Annotated in this window: 17 protein-coding genes; 2 read left to right on the top strand and 15 right to left on the bottom strand. The window is 54.5% G+C overall.

Annotated elements, in window-relative coordinates; all coding sequences use genetic code 11:
- Positions 1-95 precede the first annotated feature (95 nt).
- The 9 genes from carB to ribF form a co-directional block, all read right to left on the bottom strand.
- Positions 96-3,320, bottom strand: coding sequence for a carbamoyl-phosphate synthase large subunit (gene carB / locus PanJK_RS16205; RefSeq protein ID WP_101762143.1), 3,225 nt, complete (start codon positions 3,318-3,320; stop codon positions 96-98).
- 13 nt (positions 3,321-3,333) lie between these two features.
- Positions 3,334-4,482, bottom strand: a complete 1,149-nt coding sequence (gene carA, locus PanJK_RS16200) for a glutamine-hydrolyzing carbamoyl-phosphate synthase small subunit (protein WP_256695575.1) — start codon at positions 4,480-4,482, stop codon at positions 3,334-3,336.
- Positions 4,483-4,544: 62 nt separating this feature from the next.
- Positions 4,545-4,955: a hypothetical protein gene (locus PanJK_RS16195; RefSeq protein ID WP_256695574.1), complete on the bottom strand. Its 411-nt coding sequence runs from the start codon at positions 4,953-4,955 to the stop codon at positions 4,545-4,547.
- Positions 4,952-5,767, bottom strand: coding sequence for a 4-hydroxy-tetrahydrodipicolinate reductase (dapB, locus tag PanJK_RS16190; RefSeq protein WP_265301137.1), 816 nt, complete (start codon positions 5,765-5,767; stop codon positions 4,952-4,954). Before dapB ends, PanJK_RS16195 begins: the two co-directional genes overlap by 4 nt.
- A 221-nt stretch (positions 5,768-5,988) precedes the next feature.
- Entirely contained in the window at positions 5,989-6,942 is a 954-nt protein-coding gene (ispH, locus tag PanJK_RS16185) for a 4-hydroxy-3-methylbut-2-enyl diphosphate reductase (protein ID WP_008108655.1), read from the bottom strand.
- The gene (fkpB, locus tag PanJK_RS16180; RefSeq protein ID WP_008108656.1) at positions 6,923-7,393 is read right to left on the bottom strand and encodes an FKBP-type peptidyl-prolyl cis-trans isomerase; all 471 of its coding nucleotides are present in this window, start codon (positions 7,391-7,393) and stop codon (positions 6,923-6,925) included. The genes ispH and fkpB overlap by 20 nt, the downstream gene beginning before the upstream one ends.
- Positions 7,394-7,396: 3 nt before the next feature.
- Positions 7,397-7,903 carry a signal peptidase II gene (gene lspA, locus PanJK_RS16175; RefSeq protein WP_256695572.1) on the bottom strand — a complete coding sequence of 169 codons (507 nt, stop codon included), beginning with the start codon at positions 7,901-7,903 and terminating at the stop codon, positions 7,397-7,399.
- Entirely contained in the window at positions 7,903-10,722 is a 2,820-nt protein-coding gene (ileS, locus tag PanJK_RS16170; protein ID WP_265301133.1) for an isoleucine--tRNA ligase, read from the bottom strand. Before ileS ends, lspA begins: the two co-directional genes overlap by 1 nt.
- Before the next feature lie 27 nt (positions 10,723-10,749).
- The gene (ribF, locus tag PanJK_RS16165; protein WP_256695569.1) at positions 10,750-11,688 is read right to left on the bottom strand and encodes a bifunctional riboflavin kinase/FAD synthetase; all 939 of its coding nucleotides are present in this window, start codon (positions 11,686-11,688) and stop codon (positions 10,750-10,752) included.
- Between the two features lie 318 nt (positions 11,689-12,006).
- Here ribF and rpsT point away from each other — a divergent pair, with 318 nt between their 5' ends.
- Entirely contained in the window at positions 12,007-12,270 is a 264-nt protein-coding gene (rpsT, locus tag PanJK_RS16160; RefSeq protein WP_036619798.1) for a 30S ribosomal protein S20, read from the top strand.
- Between the two features lie 53 nt (positions 12,271-12,323).
- Here the strand turns inward: rpsT and nhaR are convergent, their stop codons facing one another.
- From nhaR to dnaK, 4 genes are all read right to left on the bottom strand, one after another.
- Positions 12,324-13,226, bottom strand: a complete 903-nt coding sequence (gene nhaR / locus PanJK_RS16155; protein WP_265301129.1) for a transcriptional activator NhaR — start codon at positions 13,224-13,226, stop codon at positions 12,324-12,326.
- Positions 13,227-13,261: 35 nt separating this feature from the next.
- Positions 13,262-14,440, bottom strand: coding sequence for a Na+/H+ antiporter NhaA (gene nhaA, locus PanJK_RS16150; RefSeq protein WP_256695565.1), 1,179 nt, complete (start codon positions 14,438-14,440; stop codon positions 13,262-13,264).
- 232 nt (positions 14,441-14,672) lie between these two features.
- Positions 14,673-15,806: a molecular chaperone DnaJ gene (gene dnaJ, locus PanJK_RS16145; protein WP_265301125.1), complete on the bottom strand. Its 1,134-nt coding sequence runs from the start codon at positions 15,804-15,806 to the stop codon at positions 14,673-14,675.
- Between the two features lie 104 nt (positions 15,807-15,910).
- Positions 15,911-17,815: a molecular chaperone DnaK gene (dnaK, locus tag PanJK_RS16140; protein ID WP_256695562.1), complete on the bottom strand. Its 1,905-nt coding sequence runs from the start codon at positions 17,813-17,815 to the stop codon at positions 15,911-15,913.
- 300 nt (positions 17,816-18,115) lie between these two features.
- Between dnaK and satP the strand changes: the two genes are divergently transcribed.
- Positions 18,116-18,676: an acetate uptake transporter gene (gene satP, locus PanJK_RS16135; protein ID WP_265301121.1), complete on the top strand. Its 561-nt coding sequence runs from the start codon at positions 18,116-18,118 to the stop codon at positions 18,674-18,676.
- A gap of 39 nt (positions 18,677-18,715) precedes the next feature.
- Here satP and PanJK_RS16130 read toward each other — a convergent pair whose 3' ends face one another.
- Both PanJK_RS16130 and mog read right to left on the bottom strand, forming a co-directional pair.
- Positions 18,716-20,026 (bottom strand): MFS transporter, encoded by a 1,311-nt coding sequence (locus tag PanJK_RS16130; protein WP_265301119.1) that lies wholly within the window; start codon positions 20,024-20,026, stop codon positions 18,716-18,718.
- Positions 20,027-20,136: 110 nt separating this feature from the next.
- On the bottom strand, positions 20,137-20,724 hold the full coding sequence (gene mog / locus PanJK_RS16125; RefSeq protein ID WP_154154282.1) for a molybdopterin adenylyltransferase: 588 nt from the start codon (positions 20,722-20,724) through the stop codon (positions 20,137-20,139).
- Positions 20,725-20,807 lie beyond the last annotated feature (83 nt).

Below are 20,807 nucleotides of genomic sequence, written 5' to 3'. Positions count from 1 at the left end.
ATCAATAGGATTTTTACAGATAAGGAAATGCGGGCATTGGTAAAAGGATAAAAAAACGGCCCCCGCAGGAGCCGTTAGTAAGTAGCCAGCTGGAATCAGCCTTTAATTTGCGCGTGCATTTCCTGCACCGAAATCACTTGCTCAGTCGGATCCGCGTTCAGCGCCATCGCCGTGGCAAAGCCGCCGTTCAGCGTGGTGTCGTAATGCACTTTGTACTGCAGCGCGCTACGACGAATCAGCTTGGAGTCTTCAATTGCCTGACGTCCCGCCGTGGTGTTGACGATGTAGGTATATTCGCCGTTCTTGAGACGATCCTGAATGTGCGGACGACCTTCATGCACCTTGTTCACCAGACGTGGATTGATGCCCGCTTCACCCAGCACCACTGCGGTACCGTGCGTCGCATCCAGCTCGAAACCAAACTTTTGCAGTTTTGCCGCCAGGTCGACGATACGTTTCTTATCGCCTTCACGCACTGACAGCAACGCGCGACCGGTTTTCTTCATGTTGCTCTGCGCACCCAGCATCGCTTTGGCGAAGGCTTCAGCGAAGGTGCGACCAACGCCCATCACTTCACCGGTTGAGCGCATTTCTGGGCCGAGGATAGGGTCAACGCCTGGGAACTTGTTGAACGGCAGCACCACTTCTTTCACCGAGTAATACGGTGGAATCACTTCTTTGGTGACGCCCTGCTCAGCCAGCGTTTTACCGGCCATCACGCGCGCGGCAACCTTCGCCAGCGCCACGCCAGTGGCTTTCGACACGAACGGTACGGTACGCGCGGCGCGTGGGTTCACCTCAATCAGGTAAACTTCATTGTCCTTCACCGCGAACTGCACGTTCATCAAGCCACGTACATTCAGCTCGAAGGCCAGTTTTTCCACCTGCTGACGCATCACGTTCTGGATTTCGGTGCTCAGCGTGTAGGCCGGCAGTGAACATGCGGAGTCACCGGAGTGCACGCCCGCCTGCTCGATGTGCTCCATAATGCCGCCAATCAGCACGCGTTCGCCGTCGCAAATTGCATCGACATCCACTTCAACCGCATCATCGAGGAAGCGATCCAGCAACACTGGCGCATCGTTAGAGACCGATACCGCCGTCTGGAAGTAACGCTTCAGGTCGATTTCGTCGTAGACGATTTCCATCGCGCGGCCGCCCAGCACATAAGAAGGACGCACCACCAGCGGATAGCCGATACCAGCCGCTTTCTCAACGGCCTGCTCCAGCGTGGCAACGGTGGCGTTCGCCGGTTGCTTCAGGCTCAGGCGATCAACCGCCTGCTGGAAACGCTCGCGGTCTTCTGCACGGTCAATCGAGTCCGGGCTGGTACCAATCACCGGAACGCCAGCCGCTTCCAGCGCGCGTGCCAGTTTCAGCGGCGTCTGGCCGCCGTACTGTACGATGACGCCTTTCGGCTTCTCGATACGTACGATTTCCAGCACGTCTTCCAGCGTGACCGGCTCGAAGTAGAGGCGATCCGAAGTGTCGTAATCGGTTGATACGGTTTCCGGGTTACAGTTGACCATGATGGTCTCATAACCGTCTTCACGCAGCGCCAGCGCCGCATGCACGCAGCAATAATCAAACTCGATGCCCTGGCCGATACGGTTTGGACCACCACCCAGAATCATGATTTTTTCACGATCCTGGTTTGGATTGGCTTCGCACTCTTCCTCGTAGGTTGAGTACATATAAGCGGTGTCGGTGGCGAATTCAGCCGCGCAGGTATCAACGCGTTTATAAACCGGATGCAGGTTAAATTGTTGACGCAGCTTACGAATTTCGCCTTCTGATACGCCCGCCAGCGCGGCCAGACGGACATCAGCAAAACCTTTACGCTTCAGCGCACGCAGGAATTCCGCATTCAGCGAGTTCACACCTTCGCGCTCAACCTGCTCTTCCAGACGCACCAGCTCTTCAATCTGCACCAGGAACCAGCGATCGATGTTGGTGAGGTTGAACACGCCATCAACCGACATACCTGCACGGAATGCATCAGCGATGTACCAGATACGGTCAGAACCAGCATCTTTCAGTTCGCGACGAATGCGCGTTAACGCTTCGGGATCGTCAAGGCTGACTTTCGGGTCGAAACCGTTGGCACCGACTTCCAGACCGCGCAGCGCTTTCTGCATCGATTCCTGGAACGTACGGCCAATCGCCATCACTTCACCGACTGATTTCATCTGCGTTGTCAGACGATCGTTAGCACCGGCGAACTTCTCGAAGTTGAAGCGAGGAATCTTGGTGACGACGTAGTCGATAGAAGGTTCGAACGACGCTGGCGTTAAGCCGCCGGTGATGTCGTTCATCAGCTCATCGAGGGTGAAGCCCACCGCCAGTTTTGCCGCCACTTTGGCAATCGGGAAGCCGGTCGCTTTCGAAGCCAGCGCTGACGAACGCGATACGCGCGGGTTCATTTCGATGACGATCATGCGGCCATCTTTCGGGTTCACCGAGAACTGGACGTTCGAACCGCCAGTTTCGACACCGATTTCACGCAGTACCGCCAGCGAGGCGTTACGCATGATTTGGTATTCTTTGTCAGTCAGGGTTTGCGCCGGCGCTACGGTGATGGAGTCACCGGTATGGATGCCCATCGCATCGAAGTTCTCGATCGAGCAGACGATGATGCAGTTGTCGTTTTTATCACGCACCACTTCCATCTCGTACTCTTTCCAGCCAATCAGCGACTCATCAATCAGCAGCTCATTGGTTGGCGACAAGTCGAGACCGCGTTCGCAAATCTCTTCGAACTCTTCACGGTTATAAGCGATACCGCCGCCGGTGCCGCCCATGGTAAAGGAAGGGCGAATGATGCACGGGAAGCCAACGTCTTCGGCCACCGCCAGCGCTTCTTCCATGGTGTGCGCGATACCGGAACGTGCGGTGCCCAGACCAATGCTCTTCATCGCCACGTCGAAGCGACGACGGTCTTCGGCTTTATCAATGGCATCGGCAGTTGCACCAATCATGGTGACGCCGAACTCAGCCAGCACGCCCTGACGCTCCAGCTCCAGCGCACAGTTCAGCGCTGTCTGACCACCCATGGTTGGCAGCACCGCATCCGGACGCTCTTTTTCGATAATCTTGCGTACCACTTCCCAGTGAATCGGCTCGATGTAAGTCGCATCAGCCATTTCCGGGTCGGTCATAATGGTTGCCGGGTTCGAGTTAACCAGAATGACGCGGTAGCCCTCTTCGCGCAGCGCTTTACACGCCTGCGCACCGGAGTAGTCAAATTCACATGCCTGGCCGATAACGATCGGGCCAGCACCAAGAATCAGGATGGATTTTATGTCTGTACGTTTTGGCATCGTGGGCTCCTGATTACTTCGCGTTAGAACGGTATGCTTCGATCAGTTCGATAAAGTGATCGAACAGTGGCGCCGCATCGTGCGGGCCTGGGCTCGCTTCCGGGTGTCCCTGGAAGCTGAAGGCCGGTTTGTCAGTGCGATGAATGCCCTGCACGGTTTGGTCGAACAGCGACACATGCGTCACGCGCAGATTGGCCGGCAACTGGCTGTCATCCACCGCAAAACCGTGGTTCTGCGCGGTGATCATCACGGTATTGTTGTCGAGATCTTTCACCGGATGGTTGCCGCCGTGGTGGCCGAGTTTCATCTTGATAGTTTTGGCACCGCTCGCCAGCGCTAACAGCTGATGGCCAAGGCAGATACCGAATACCGGAACATCGGTTTTCAGGAACGCCTGAATGGCGTTAATCGCGTAGTCGCACGGCTCCGGGTCGCCAGGACCGTTCGACAGGAAAATACCGTCTGGATTGAGTGCAAGAACCTCTTCCGCCGGGGTTTGCGCCGGTACTACCGTCAGGCGGCAGCCGCGATCCACCAGCATGCGCAGGATGTTGCGCTTAGCGCCGTAATCGTACGCCACCACATGGAACGGCAGCTCTTCCGCCGTTTTCTGTTCCGGCAGGTCACCTTCCAGTGTCCAGCTACCTTGCTGCCACGCGTAGGTTTCAGCGGTGGTCACTTCTTTCGCCAAGTCCATGCCTTTCAAGCCCGGGAACGCCTGCGCTTTCTGCAGCGCCAGTGCGGCATCCGGATTATCACCCGCAATAATGCAGCCGCTCTGTGCGCCCTTCTCGCGCAGCAAACGGGTCAGTTTGCGCGTGTCGATATCGGCGATGCCAACGATGTTATTGCGCTGCAGGTAAGCTGACAGACTTTCTTCACTGCGGAAGTTGCTGGTAATCAGCGGCAGATCGCGAATAACGAGGCCTTGAGCATGGATTTGGCTGGATTCTTCATCGGCGGCGTTAACGCCAACATTGCCGATATGGGGATAAGTGAGGGTAACGATTTGGCGGGAATAGGAAGGATCAGTGAGGATTTCTTGATAACCGGTCATTGAAGTGTTGAAAACAACTTCTCCCACTGCCGACCCCGTAGCCCCGATGGCCCGACCGTGGAATTGGGTTCCGTCTTCCAGAACCAAAAGCGCTGACTTAATCAAAACATCCTCCAGGGAATAAACAGTCACAATATTTGCATATTAATTCAAAACCAGTGGCAGAATCAATGCAAAACCCGCCTGAGTACTCGAATTTTGGCAAATTGCGCGCATTCTAATGATCGCCCCGCACCTTGTCTACAACATGTGGTTATTTTTTTGTATATTTCGGGCAACTGAATGTTAAAAACGGTGAAAGGCGATAAAAGAGTGAGATAACTCGGAAAAATAATCGGTTGCCTGACGGCGATGATGGCAAATTGATGCTGGCGCGTATAAATTTTTGACCAAATGGTCAAAACTAGCCATTGCAAGCCTGATATACGCTCACCAATCACGATAAATAAGCACTTCGCAGTGAAAAACAAACAAAGCATCCATTTACAGATAAAATAAAGGGCAATGATCACATTGCCCTCGTCAATCAAGGCCTTACCGATTGAAATAACCACATCACGATGGTTCACAACACTCACAACATCGATAAATCCAGCACATCACGCATATCATAAAGGCCAGATTTCTTGTTCTTTAACCAACTTGCCGCCTTAACTGCACCATTTGCAAAGGTCATACGGCTGGAAGCCTTGTGGGTAATCTCTACACGCTCACCCATATCTGCAAACATCGCGGTATGTTCACCCACGATATCGCCGGCGCGCACGGTAGCAAATCCGATGGTTTGCGCTTTACGCTCACCGGTATGACCTTCACGGGCATATACCGCGTGCTCATCCAGATTCCACTTCATGGCATCGGCAATCGCCTCGCCCATCGCCAGCGCTGTACCTGATGGTGCATCAACTTTATGACGATGGTGCGCTTCAACGATTTCAATATCCGCGTAGTCGCCCATTACCTTCGCCGCCTGCTGCAGCAGATGCAGCACCAGATTGACGCCCACGCTGAAGTTGGCGGCAAACACGATGCCAATCTCTTCGGCTGCCGCGCGAATCGCCGCTTTACCGGCTTCATCAAAACCGGTGGTGCCGATCACCATCGCTTTGTTGTGCTGGCGACAAAACGCCAGATACTCCAGCGTGCCTTCCGGACGAGTGAAATCGATCAGGATATCGAAGTCGTTAACCACCTTTTGCAGATCGTCAGAGACAATCACGCCCGTTTTGCCGATGCCCGCCAGTTCGCCAGCATCAACGCCCAGCAATGACGAACCGCTACGCGCCAGTGCCGCGCCGAGCGCAACACCTTCCGCCTGCTGTGAGGCCTGAATCAAATTGCGTCCCATGCGACCCGGCGCACCAACGATAGCAATGCGGATTTCACTCATAATTATTCATTCCTGATACAAATCTATGCATGTAAAGCGTAAACAGGTTAACGGTCAGATAACAGTCACGCCACAATAATAAAGGGATATAAGAATTTTATGCCAGCCGCGAAACATTATCAGTAAAAGCAATCCCGCATGCTGGAAGTAGGATTTCTGGCTGCGACAGGCAAAGAAAAGGCCGAACAATGTCGGCCTGATTTTACTGCGGTGTGAACCGCTTACTGCACGTTACGCACGTCAACGCGCAGCTCTTTCGGTACTTCAAACACGATGTTCTCTTCACGGCCAATCAGCTCAATCGCCGCTTCACCGCCGAGCTCACGCAGACGCTGGATCACCTGCTGCACCAGAATGTCAGGAGCAGAAGCGCCCGCGGTAACACCGATGATCTGCTTATCTTTGACCCACTCTTCCTGAATGTCATCAGCCGAATCGATCAGCTTCGCCAGCTTACCAGCACGCTGCGCCAGTTCGGCCAGACGGTTCGAGTTAGAAGAGTTTTTCGATCCCACGACCAGCACCACTTCAGCATCTCGCGCCAGCACGCGAACGGCTTCCTGACGGTTGGTGGTGGCGTAGCAGATGTCATCTTTACGAGGACCGATAATCGCCGGGAAGCGCTGACGCAGTGCATCAATCACGTCCGAAGTATCATCGACTGACAGCGTGGTCTGCGTCATAAAGCACAGGTTGCTCTCATCTTTGACGTTCAGCTTGAACACATCTTCCGGTGATTCCACCAGATACATGCCGCCGTTGGGATTGCTGTACTGGCCCATGGTGCCTTCCACTTCCGGATGCCCCGCGTGACCAATGAGAATCGCTTCGACACCTTTACGGCTGGCGCGCGCCACTTCCATATGCACTTTGGTCACCAGCGGACAGGTAGCATCAAACAGCATGGTGAGGTTACGCGCTTTGGCTTCGGCGCGAACCGCTTGTGATACGCCGTGTGCGGAGAAGATCAAAATGGCGTTATCCGGCACTTCAGCGATCTCTTCAATAAAGATCGCCCCGCGCTCGCGCAGGCTGCTCACCACGTAGCGGTTATGCACCACTTCATGACGCACGTAGATGGGCGCGCCGTACATCTCCAGCGCGCGCTCGACGATGCTGATGGCGCGATCAACGCCTGCGCAGAAACCGCGTGGGTTAGCTAACAGGATTTGCATCGTTGGCCTCCAGCGCCGGATCAATCTCCAGCACTTCAATATCAAACTGAATGCGCTGACCCGCCAGCGGATGGTTGAAATCTACGGTGATGGAGTCGCCGGAAACTTCACGGATCACGCCAGGCATTTCGCTGCCGCCACGGCCGCTGAACAGCATGATGGCACCGACTTCCGGCTCGCCCGCGTCGTTAAAGTCACGACGCGAGAAGTACTGAACCAGATCCGGGCTGGTGCCGCCGAAGGCATCTTCCGGCTCGAGGGTAAAGGCGTGCTTGTCACCCACCTTACGCCCCAGAAGTTGCTGTTCCAGCGCGGCTGAAAGGCTGCCATCGCCCAGACAGAACAGCGCAGGTTTGCCGTTGGCGCGCGTGGATTCGGCCGTCGAGCCATCTTCCAGCTTCAGCGTAAAATGCACCAGCAACGCGCTATCGCGCTGAACAGACTCACTCATTTTTTACCCTTTATCTTTTGCCGGTTTGCCGTTCGGGCTGAGAAAACCTTCCAGCACCACCAGCGCCGCGCCGATACAGATGGCACAGTCGGCGATGTTGAAGGTCGCGAAGTGCCAGTCACCAACATAGAAGTCGATAAAATCGACCACAAAGCCGTGATACGAACGGTCAAACAGGTTACCCAACGCCCCGCCGATAATCAGCGCGTAGGCAATATTGGTTAATTTGTTGCTGGCAGCGTTGCGATACATCATCACCAACAGTGCCAGGACGATAGCAATGGCGATGCCGGCAAAGAACCAGCGCTGCCAGCCGCCTTTGTCCGCCAGGAAGCTGAACGCCGCGCCATAGTTGTGCGCGTAGAACAGATTCAGGAACGGCATCAGCGGCTGCGTTTCATGCAGCATCATGTTATCCATAACCCACATTTTGCTGCCAAAATCGATGGCGATCACCACCAGCACCAGCCAAAGCCAGCGCAAACCCGTCGAAGAAATAGCTTTACTCATCAGGCAAATTTCCGCTGCTCGCCGTTTCCGGACACGTTAGTGTAGCAACGGCCACATACCGCAGCGTGCTCAGGATTCTGGCCAACGTCTGTAGTGTAATGCCAGCAGCGCGGACATTTCTCGCCTTCTGCTTTGTGCAGCGCGATTTTCAGACCTTTGAACAGTTCGCTCTGCTGCGCTTCATCGCTGGCAGTGGCGTAATCCGCCACGGTTGCGCCTGAAGTTAACAGCACGAAACGCAGCTCATCGCCCAACGCCTGCAGCTTAGCGGCCAGCTCGGCATCCGCATACAGCGTGACCGTGGCTTCCAGCGCGCCACCGATGCGTTTGTCGCTTCGCGCTTGCTCGATGACCTTGTTCACTTCGCCGCGCACTTTCAGCAGATCATCCCAATAGGCGTCGTTCAGCGCTTCGTTATCCGCCAGACCAAACAGACCCTGGTACCACTCTTCAGTGAACACGTATTTCGCGCGCTCGCCCGGCAGGTAGCCCCAGATTTCGTCTGCGGTGAAGGACATGATTGGTGCCATCCAGCGCACCAGTGCTTCAACGATATGCCACAGCGCGGTTTGGCAGCTGCGACGCGCCAGGCTGTCGCCTTTCGCGGTGTACTGACGATCTTTGATCACATCGAGATAGAACGAGCCCATTTCGATAGAGCAGAAGTGCATTAGACGCTGCACCACTTCGTGGAAATCGTAGTTTTCGTAGGAGTGCACGATATCCTGCTGCGCTGCCAGCGCACGGCCAACCGCCCAGCGATCCACCACCACCATTTCTTCCGGCTTGACGCAATCGGTCGCCGGGTTGAAGCCCGCGAGGTTAGCCAGCAGGAAACGCGCGGTGTTACGGATACGACGATAGCTGTCTGCGGCACGCTTGAGGATTTCGTCGGAGACCGCCATCTCACCGGAGTAATCGGTAGAGGCGACCCACAGACGCAGAATATCCGCGCCCAGCTTATCCATGACATCCTGCGGTGCCACGGTGTTGCCGATCGATTTCGACATCTTGCGGCCCTGACCATCCACGGTGAAACCGTGCGTCAGTACCTGACGATAAGGCGCTTTGCCTTTCATCGCTGTAGAGATCATCAGAGAAGACATGAACCAGCCGCGATGCTGATCCGAACCTTCCAGATACATATCCGGCGTATGGCCACCGAATTCCGAACGCGCATCCACTACCGCGTAGCTGGTTGATCCGGAGTCGAACCAGACGTCTAAGGTGTCTGGCACTTTAACGTAGTGATCAGCGTCGTCGCCCATCAGGTCGCGCGGATCGAGATCCCACCACGCCTGAATGCCGTCTTGCTCAACCAGCTTGGCGACTTTCTCCATCAGCTCCAGCGTATCCGGATGCAGCTGCTCGCTCTCTTTATGCACGAACAGCGCCATCGGCACGCCCCACGTACGCTGACGTGAGATACACCAGTCCGGACGGTTCGCCACCATCGCTTCGATACGCGCCTGGCCCCAATCCGGGATCCACTGCACGCCTTTGATCTCTTTCAGCGACTGTGCACGCAGGCCTTTCTGATCCATGCTGATGAACCATTGTGGCGTAGCACGGAAGATGATCGGCGTTTTGTGACGCCAGCAGTGCGGGTAGCTGTGCAGCAGTTTCTCAACGTGCAGCAGCGCGCCCTTCTCTTTCAGCAGATCAACGATCATGTCGTTGGCTTTAAAGACGTTTACCCCATCCAGCGTGGGATAGGTGCCTGGCAGATACGCGCCATCTGGCCCCACCGGATTGGCGGTTTCCAGATCGTATTTCTGACCGATAACATAGTCATCTGGGCCGTGGCCTGGCGCGGTATGTACCGCACCGGTACCGGCTTCCAGCGTCACGTGCTCACCCAGCACCACTTTGGATTGGATTTGCTCGAGGAACGGATGCTGGAACAGTTGCAGCTCCAGCGCCGCGCCGTTGCATTCGCCCAGCACTTTCCAGTCGCTGATGCCAGCGCGCTTCATCACGCTCTCAACCATCTCTTTAGCAAGAATCAGGCTGCGACCTTCGATCTGCAGCAGCTGATATTCAAATTCCGGATGCAGCGAGATACCGCGGTTAGCTGGCATGGTCCACGGCGTGGTGGTCCAGATAACCAGTGAAACCGGGCCTTCTGAAGCAGCGACGCCAAACTTCGCGCGCACCGCATCGGCATCAACGGCATTGAACATCACGTCGATGGATGGTGAAGTTTTGTCGTAATACTCCACTTCCGCTTCAGCCAGCGCCGAGCGGCAATCCATGCACCAGTGCACCGGCTTCGCGCCTTTGTGCAGATGGCCGTTGCCGATGATTTTACCCAGCGCACGAATGATGTTGGCTTCGGTCTGGAAGTTCATCGTCAGGTAAGGACGATCCCAGTCGCCCAGCACGCCGAGACGGATGAAGTCATTTTTCTGACCTTCAACCTGCTCTGCCGCGTATTGGCGGCAAGCGGCACGGAATTCAGCCGCGCTGACTTTCTCGCCCGGCTTACCAATCATCTGCTCAACTTTGTGCTCAATCGGCAAACCGTGGCAGTCCCAACCGGGAACGTACGGCGAGTCGTAGCCCGCCATGCCTTTCGACTTAACGATAATGTCTTTCAGAATCTTGTTAACAGAGTGACCAATATGAATGCTGCCGTTCGCATAAGGAGGGCCATCATGCAAAATAAAGGTTTTTTTCCCTTTCTTGGCTTCGCGGATGATGCCGTACAGGTTGTCATCATACCAACGTTGCAGCATTCCCGGTTCACGCTTGGCCAGATCGCCACGCATCGGGAACCCCGTTTCCGGCAAATTCAGGGTAGATTTATAGTCACTCATCAGATTCTCGATTCCGTATTTCGGTCATTAAACCGGTGTTTTTAGCCCAAAGAATTGGCGGGCCGTCACCACATCTTTCGCAATTTGTTCTTTCAGCGCGTCCAGCGAAGCGAAACGCTGTTCATCGCGAATCTTCTGTTTCAGCACCACTTCAATGTGACGCCCATAGAGATTCATATTTGTGTCGAGCAGGTGAACTTCAAGCTGCTGACGTAAACCTTTTACCGTTGGGCGCGTACCAATATTGGCCACGCCAGGCAGCGGCTGATCGCCGAGGCCCAACACTTCCACTGCAAACACGCCTTTAACCGGCGTAACGGTGCGACGCAAAGGGAGATTAGCCGTTGGGAAACCGATGGTGCGCCCGAGTGCATCGCCATGCACTACGCGACCTGAGATGCTGAACGGATGGCCCAGCAGCGCTTCGGCTTGCGCAAAATCATCCTGCGCCAGCGCCTGACGAACGGCGGTGCTGCTGATGCGCTTGCCGCTATCGCAATAAGTTTGGGTGCTGATGACCTCAAAGCCATACTCCGCACCGGCCTTCTGTAATAACAGGAAATCCCCCTGGCGACCAGCGCCGAAGCGGAAATCATCGCCGACGGCCAGAAACTTGACGTTGAGCTTGTCCACCAGCAATTCGGAAATAAAACTCTGCGCCGAATGCGCAGCGAAGCGACGATCAAAACGTAGGCAAAGTACGGCATCAACGCCCGCTTGTTCGAGGTATTTCAGCTTTTCACGCAAACGCGTAAGGCGCGCCGGGGCTTTATCGCCGGCAAACAGCTCAAGCGGTTGTGGCTCAAATACCATCACCACCACCGGCAGATTGCGTTTTCGTCCCTCAGCAATTAATTCAGCCATCAAAGCCTGGTGGCCGCGATGTACGCCGTCGAAATTACCAATGGTCAGGACGCAGCCGCGATGCTGCTCTTTCAGATTATAAATACCGCGGATAAACTTCATGGCTGACTCAAACCGGTGGAAATCGGCGGATTATACCCTTGAATGGCGTTTAGGTTAACCCGTATACGTGCCTTTCCTGCTTCTGGCGCGGCTTATTCCACGCCTAGCCAGTTGCTTAGTAAGGATCTGAAGATTTTTGCTGCGAAATACTGTATTCAACGCCGCGTTGCTGGTAGAATCCTGCGCCATCAATTACGTAATCGAGTGTTGTTTTTAAAACGACGCTTATTTGCACAAATCCATTGACATAAGAAGGCGCAAAAGGCATAGTCCTCGGCCTTTGATTTGTCCATATAGATCACATTTGGGAGTTGGACCTTGGCTAATATCAAATCAGCTAAGAAACGCGCCGTAACATCTGAGAAACGTCGCAAGCATAACGCAAGCAACCGTTCAATGATGCGTACTTTCATCAAGAAAGTATACGCGGCTATCGCAACAGGCGACAAAGCTGCTGCGCAGAACGCATTCAACGAAATGCAACCACTCGTGGACCGTCAGGCTGCTAAAGGTCTGATCCACAAAAACAAAGCTGCACGTCATAAAGCAAACCTGACTGCACAGATCAACAAACTGGCTTAATCGCCTGTCTGTTTATCGCTTTGTAAAAAAGAACCGGCGCTTAGCCGGTTTTTTTATGCCTGCAATTCAGGGGTAAACAGCGCACTGAAGTCGCGATGGCAGATCCGCTGTACCGCCGGATGCTGAATCATCCGTTCGGCAAAGATCACGTGATACTCCTCCATCACCGCATCCAACCGTCCAATCTCTTTGATGGCGTCATCCCGGTAAATCTCGTCACCATACAGTGTGGGAGCCACAAATATCGCGTTGTTCAGCGCACCAAATGCCTTCATTAAGGCCGCATCATCAAACTCACCCAGAATCTCCACCTGTAAGCCCTGGCTGTGAATCCAGTTCAGCAGTTTGCGGCCCAGCATCGAGCGACGCCCCGGAATCAGCAAACGCCGCTCTTCCAGGCTGGCAGGAAACGGCAGCGTCGGTAACGGTGTGTTGCACCAGAAGCTGATGGGACACTCGCCCAGCTTGACCGAAAACAGCCCTTCCTGCTGAGTGGAATCAATCGGGCAATCGGAAAGGATCATATCCAGCTTGTGTTGGCTCAGCTGTTCCAGCAGCATCTCATGCGTTGATTCAAAACAGCGTAAATGGATTCTCTCTTCAGCCACCACTGCCGCCTCCAGCACCTTACTCACCAGTTGCTTTGACAGCGCATCCGCCACGCCTACATCAAACAGCAGATGCGACTCTTTGCGGTAGTTAACGATATCGAGCATCTCCTGACTCAGCATGAACATGCGATCGGCATAGCGGAACACCAGTTGCCCAAGCTCATTGGGCACCAAACCGCGTCCCTGACGGCGAAACAGCACGCCGCCGAGTTGCTCTTCCAGCGATTTAATCTGGCCAGTAACCGTCTGTGGTGCCAGGCACAGCACATCCGCCGCACGCACCACCGAGCCGGTTTTACACACCTGCCAGAAATAGTAGAGATGATTAAAATTGAGCTGATTCATCGGCAAAAAAAGGAGGCTTTCGCCTCCTTCCTCTTTTAACGCAGTTTGATGCGCAGCAGCGTGTAACCAATGATCGCCGAAAGCAGCGAGCCACTGAGAATCCCCAGTTTGGAGAAGGTCACCAGTTGCTCGTGGGCGGCATCAAACGCCAGCGAACTAATAAAGATCGACATAGTAAAGCCGATACCGCACAGCACACCAATCGCCATGATATCGCGTAGGGTGGTGCCTCCCGGTAGTACCGCCAGCCGCCACTTCACTGCCAGCCAGCAGAACAACGTGATGCCCAACGGTTTACCAATCAGTAAGCCGAGAATGATGCCCAGCGGCTCTGGCGACAGCGCATCCATAAAGGTAATGCCGCTCAGCGAGATGCCGGCGTTAGCGAAAGCGAACAGCGGCAGAATCAGCCAGTTGACCCACGGCATCAAACCATGCGCCAGATGCTCGGCCGGAGAATGACCGTTCTTCTCTTCCAGCGGCACAAAGAAGCCAACAATCACGCCCGCTAACGTTGCGTGCACACCCGATTTGAGCACCGCCGTCCACAGCACAATGCCGACCAACATATAGATGGCAATGTTACGCACGCCGCAACGATTGAGAATCGCCAGCAGCACAATCGCACCCGCCGCCACGCTCAACGACAACACCGAAAGATCGCTGGTGTAGAACAGCGCGATGATCACGATAGCGCCAAGATCATCAATAATCGCCAGCGCCATCAGGAACACTTTCAGCGCGGTCGGCACGCGGCTGCCTAGCAGCGCCAGCACGCCCAAAGCAAAGGCGATATCGGTCGCGGTAGGAATTGCCCAGCCGTTACGTGCAATAGGATCGCCATGATTGAGCATCAGGAAAATCAGTCCCGGCATAACCATGCCGCCAATTGCCGCAATCACCGGGAAAATAGCGCGATCGCGGCTGGCGAGTTCACCGGTGATCAACTCACGTTTCACTTCCAAACCAATCACCAGGAAAAACAGCGCCATCATGGCATCGTTGATCCACAGCAGCAGGTTTTTGCTGATGTCTAATGCGCCAAAGCGAATTTGCACCGGCTCGGCAAGAAACGATTGATAACCTTGAGCGGTTTCTGCGCTGTTCGCCAAAATCATCGCCGCAACGGCCGCCAAAATCAGCACCATGCCGTTGCTGGCGTCACTGGCGATAAAGCTTTTCAGCAAGCTTCGAATAGAACGGGGTTTGTTCACAACTCCTCCTGAGTAGAGACATTTTGGCTGAGAAGTGTAGCGATTCAGACACCTCGTTAAAAGCAGCTTATATCTCGTTAATTGCTCGGCAATGCCGATGCATTATGAGGGCATTTCTGCTCATATCACACGCAAGGCAGGTTGAGCTTACATCAGGAGCGACCGTTTAGCGGCAAAACATAAAAAAAGCGGAGAGTTTCCTCTCCGCTTAGTGACTGCATAACTGATGGAATTAACGCGTTAAATCGTCAAAGAACTTCTTCACACCGTCGAGGAAACTTTTGGAGCGCGGACTGTTTTTCTCGCCGCTCGGGCCACCAAAACTCTCTTCCAGTTCGCGCAGCAACGCTTTCTGTTTGTCGTTGAGGCTGACTGGCGTTTCCACCACCACACGACACAGCAAATCACCCACCACACCGCCACGCACCGATTTCACGCCTTTACCGCGCATGCGGAACAGCTTGCCGGTTTGCGTTTCAGAAGGCACTTTCAGGTTCACGCGGCCATCAAGCGTTGGCACTTCAATCTCGCCACCCAATGCTGCCATCGCGAAATTAATCGGCACTTCGCAATACAGGTTGTTATCTTCACGCTCGAAGATCGGGTGTTTTTTCACCGAAACCTGAACGTACAGATCACCCGCTGGTGCGCCGTGTTCGCCCGCTTCACCTTCGCCGGTTAGACGAATGCGATCGCCGGTATCCACGCCTGCAGGGATTTTCACCGACAGGGTTTTACTGCGCTCAACACGACCGTGTCCATGACAAGCATTGCACGGATCCTTTATCACTGAACCGCGACCGTGACAGGTCGGACACGCCTGCTGCACGGTGAAGAAGCCCTGACGCATCTGCACCTGGCCTGCGCCATGACAAGTATGACAGGTCTGCGGTTTGGTCCCCGCTTTCGCGCCGCTGCCGTGGCAGACATCGCACTCTTCCAGAGTTGGAATGCGGATCTCTTTGGTCACGCCGCGTACCGCTTCTTCCAGCGTTAGCTCCATGTTGTAGCGTAAATCGGCGCCACGTGAGGCACGCTGACGGCGGCCACCACCAAAAATATCGCCAAATACGTCGCCAAAGATATCGCTGAAGTCAGCACCGCCGCCGCCGAAGCCGCCACCGCCGCCCATGCCACCTTGTTCAAAGGCTGCATGACCATATTGGTCGTAAGCCGCACGCTTCTGTGCGTCGGTCAGAATTTCGTAGGCTTCCTTAATTTCTTTAAACTTTGCTTCGGCTTCTTTATTGTCCGGATTACGGTCCGGATGGTATTTCATCGCCAGGCGCTTGTAAGCCTTTTTGATTTCACGCTCATCTGCGGATTTAGAGACGCCTAAGATCTCGTATAAATCACTCTTAGCCATATTTGTTCTGCCCTTAACATGATCGCACGGGCGTGGAGAGATCTCCTACGCCCGTGCTGGTTTCAACGGCTGTCAGGCCAGCCATCGCGCCCGGTCAGGGGCAATTATTTTTTGTCTTTAACTTCTTCGAACTCAGCGTCGACAACGTCGTCTTCTTTCTGTGCAGAAGCATCGCCTGCATCAGCTGCCTGACCCTGCTGCTGTGCCAGCTCCATCAGTTTGCTGGACACTTCCATCAATGCCTGCATTTTGGCTTCGATTTCCGCTTTGTCTTCGCCTTTCAGCGCGGTGTTCAGCTCGGTCAACGCCGCTTCGATTGGTGCTTTGTCGTCTGCAGACAGTTTGTCGCCCGCTTCGTCCAGTTGCTTACGGGTGCTGTGCGAAATCTGATCGCCCTGGTTACGGGTCTGAACCAGCTCTTCGAACTTGCGGTCAGACTCGGCGTTCGCTTCCGCGTCACGCACCATTTTTTCGATCTCTTCTTCATTCAGACCAGAAGAAGCCTTGATGGTGATCTTCTGCTCTTTACCGCTGTTTTTGTCTTTCGCCGACACGTGCAGGATACCATCCGCATCAATATCGAAGGTGACTTCGATCTGCGGCATACCGCGCGGTGCAGCCTGGATACCGTCGAGGTTGAACTGGCCCAGTGATTTGTTATCGCCTGAACGCTTACGCTCACCCTGCAGCACGTGAATGGTCACGGCAGACTGGTTATCTTCAGCAGTCGAGAACACCTGACTGTGCTTAGTTGGGATGGTGGTGTTCTTGCTGATCAGCGACGTCATCACGCCGCCCATGGTTTCGATACCCAGCGACAGCGGAGTTACGTCCAGCAGCAGAACGTCTTTCACTTCACCCGCCAACACGCCACCCTGAACCGCAGCACCAACAGCTACTGCTTCATCCGGGTTCACGTCTTTACGTGGCTCTTTACCGAAGAACTCAGTCACTTTAGCCTGAACCATTGGCATACGCGTTTGACCGCCTACCAGGATCACGTCGTTGATGTCTGAAACAGACAGACCCGCATCTTGCAGAGCCACTTTCAACGGCTCGATTGAGCGAGAAACCAAATCCTCAACCAGTGATTCCAGTTTCGCACGCGTTACTTTGATGTTCAGGTGCTTAGGACCGGTCGCATCCGCCGTGATATACGGCAGGTTAACGTCAGTCTGCTGGGCTGAAGAGAGCTCGATTTTGGCTTTCTCTGCCGCTTCTTTCAGACGCTGCATGGCCAGCGGATCGTTGTGCAGATCGATGCCCTGATCTTTCTTAAATTCGGCCACCAGATAGTTAATCAGACGGCTATCGAAGTCTTCACCACCCAGGTGGGTATCACCGTTGGTTGCCAGAACTTCAAAGGTTTTCTCGCCATCAACGTCGTCGATCTCAATGATTGAGATATCGAAAGTACCGCCGCCCAGGTCGTATACCGCGATGGTGCGGTTGCCCTGACCTTTATCCAGACCGTAAGCCAGTGCAGCTGCGGTTGGTTCGTTGATGATACGTTTTACTTCCAGACCCGCGATACGGCCGGCGTCTTTGGTCGCCTGACGCTGCGCATCGTTGAAGTAAGCTGGAACGGTGATAACCGCTTCAGTGACTGCTTCACCGAGGAAATCTTCCGCGGTTTTCTTCATCTTTTTCAGCACTTCAGCAGAGATCTGCGGCGGTGCCATTTTCTGGCCTTTCACGTCCAGCCATGCGTCGCCATTATCCGCGCCGATGATTTTGTAAGGCATGATTTTGATATCACGCTGTACTTCTTCGTCCTGGAAGCGACGGCCAATCAGGCGCTTAATCGCAAACAGGGTATTCTGCGGGTTGGTCACAGACTGACGTTTAGCCGGTGAACCAACCAGAGTTTCGCCATCCTGTGCATACGCAATGATCGACGGCGTGGTGCGGTCGCCTTCGGCGTTTTCCAGCACGCGTGCTTTACCACCATCCATAACTGCAACACATGAGTTGGTTGTACCCAAGTCAATACCAATAATCTTACCCATCTAAACATCTCCCACTTAAATTCTTTGCCAATTAGGGTTGTGAAACAGAGATGCGGTCAAACTGACCACTTTCAACTGCTGAAGCAGGCTTTTTTTGCTGCCTCACAACGCTCGATGACAAGTAAATGGGGCCGGTTCGATGCGCATCAAGGGTTAAAACTAAAAAAAATTTCATTCTCTGGTCGATTCAGATCAAAGTTGGCCAAAAAGAGGCCGCTTATTATGCAGCGCCTCGCGCCACCAGCGGTTTGTGCGGGGGTAAAACATTGACAACATCTTCAACGCTGCTTCTGAGGAATTATGAGCAATATCACGCTGGCGAATCCCGCCCCGTTGGGCCTGATGGGATTCGGTATGACCACCATCCTGCTCAACTTACACAACACTGGCCTGTTTGCGATGGATGTGATCATCCTGGCGATGGGTATTTTCTACGGCGGCATCGCGCAAATTTTTGCCGGGCTGCTGGAGTATAAGAAAGGCAACACCTTCGGGCTGACCGCCTTTACCTCTTACGGCAGCTTCTGGTTAACGTTAGTGGCGATTCTGCTGCTGCCGAAACTGGGGCTGGCAGAGGCAGCCGACGGCCACTTCCTTGGCGCCTATCTCGCGCTGTGGGGCGTGTTCACCGTGTTCCTGTTCCTCGGCACGCTCAACTCACCGAAAATGTTGCAGTTCATCTTCGCCAGCCTGACGCTGTTGTTTGCGCTGCTGGCTATCGGCCACCTGACCGATAACGCGGGGCTGCTGCGCTTTGCTGGCTGGGTTGGCATCATTTGCGGATCGAGCGCGTTCTATCTGGCGATGGGCGAAGTATTGAATGAGAAGTTTGGTCGTACGGTATTGCCGATTGGCGAGTAACAAATGAAAAAGCGGAGCTGCTTGGCTCCGCTTTTTGCATTATGACGAGTGCAGCGACATATCCAACTGCGCATGCTGCTGACGGCTATCGCGCCACAGCCAGATGCCCACCATAAAGCCAATCACCGCCAGCGCCAGCACATACCAGGCCGGTGCCATTGGCGTCAGGCTCATCATCAGCGTCACGCTAATTGGCGTCAGGCCACCAAAAATCGCGTAAGCAACATTGTAAGAGAACGAGATGCCGGTAAAGCGCACTGCCGCCGGAAACGCGCGCACCATAACAAACGGCACCACGCCTACCACGCCAACGCTCAGGCCCGCTAAGCCATACCAGATAAACAGCATTTCCGGCGTGCTGCCCAGTTGATGGAAGAAGTTCCAGCTGCCGATCGCCAGCAGTAATGAACCAACCATCAGCGATCGCGCCGCACCAAAACGATCCACCAGCCATCCGGCGATAACGCAACCCAGCAGCAGCATAATGGTGGCGAAGCTGTTGGCTTGCAGACTGAGCGCGGCAGGAATGCCGTGCTGTTTCTGCATCAGCGTTGGCGCCATCAAAATCACCACAACAATGCAGGCCGACAGCAGCCAGGTCAGCAGCATCGAAATCACAATGCCGCGCTTATGACTGGCTAGGATGGTTTGCAGCGGCATTTTTTCTGCCAGCGCTTTGCGCTGCTGCATCTGCTGGAACACCGGCGTTTCATGCAGCCAGCGACGCAGATACATCGCCAGCAGGCCAAACACCCCGCCGAGGAAGAAGGGAATGCGCCAGCCGTGATCGCGAATCGCAGCAGGCGACAGCGTGGTATTCAAAACCGTTGCCACCAGCGAACCGAGCAGAATGCCGGCGGTTAAGCCCGCCGTCAGCGTGCCGCAGGCAAAACCGATGCGTTTTTCGGGCACATGTTCGGCGACAAACACCCACGCGCCTGGCACTTCACCGCCAATAGCCGCGCCTTGCAGCACGCGCATCAGCAACATCAACAGCGGCGCAGCGATGCCGATGCTGGCATAAGTGGGCAATGCACCCATTGCTAACGTCGGCAGCGCCATCAACAGAATGCTGAGGCTGAACATCTTCTTACGCCCAACCTTGTCACCAAAGTGCGCCATGATGATGCCGCCTAACGGACGCGCCAGATAACCGGCAGCAAAGATGGCGAAGGTCTGCACCTGACGCAGCCATTCGGGGATATCAGGCGGGAAGAACAGCTCGCCGATCACGGCGGCAAAGAAGACGAAGATAATGAAGTCGTAGAATTCCAGCGCCCCACCAAGGGCGGCCAGCGACAGGGTTTTGTAATCCTGTCCATTGAGTCGACGCGTTGCGTGCGTATCCATAATCCAGCGGTATCCAGAGGCAAAACAACTTATGTAAAGATTGGATTACTATACCGTCAATATTTTGCCACACCAGTGCCGCTGGATTTTATGCCTGAAAATGCCGATTTTTAGTCATTTGTCTCACGACGGGCGCTTTTGGGGCGAAAAGCTGCTACCACATCGGCATGTGTTTCCACATAGGGCCCTTCCAGCAGCTGTAAACAATAAGGTACAGCAGCAAAAATTCCCGGCACCTTCACCGTTCCATCTTCCGCTTTTAGTCCTTCCAGCGTCTCTTTAATGGATTTCGGCTGACCCGGCAGATTGAGGATTAGCGACTGCTTGCGAATCACGCCAACCTGACGCGACAAAATGGCGGTCGGCACAAATTGCAGGCTGATTTGACGCATCTGCTCGCCGAAGCCTGGCATTTCACGGTCGGCGACCGCCAGCGTGGCATCTGGCGTTACATCACGTCGCGCAGGCCCGGTACCGCCGGTGGTGAGCACCAAATTGCAGAACAGCTCATCGACCAGCTCGCAGATCGCCTGCTCAATCATGGGTTGCTCATCCGGCACCAGACGCGTTTCGATTTCAAACGGCGTCGCCAGCGCGGCGGCGAGCCAGCTCTCTAACGCCGGAATGCCCTGATCCTGATAGATGCCGTTAGCAGCACGATCGGAAACGGAAATTAATCCAATTCGTAAAGTATCCATAGAGTTATCGCTGTGGTTGGCTGCAAGGCAGCAAATGACGTGGGAAGTAAAAGGATAATACAGGAAGTGCGGGAAAAACGTAA

This window comes from Pantoea sp. JK (assembly GCF_026130245.1).
Lineage (GTDB): Bacteria > Pseudomonadota > Gammaproteobacteria > Enterobacterales > Enterobacteriaceae > Pantoea > Pantoea trifolii.
Note: the sequence above shows the minus strand (reverse complement) of the source record. Positions and strands in the feature narration are given on the sequence as shown.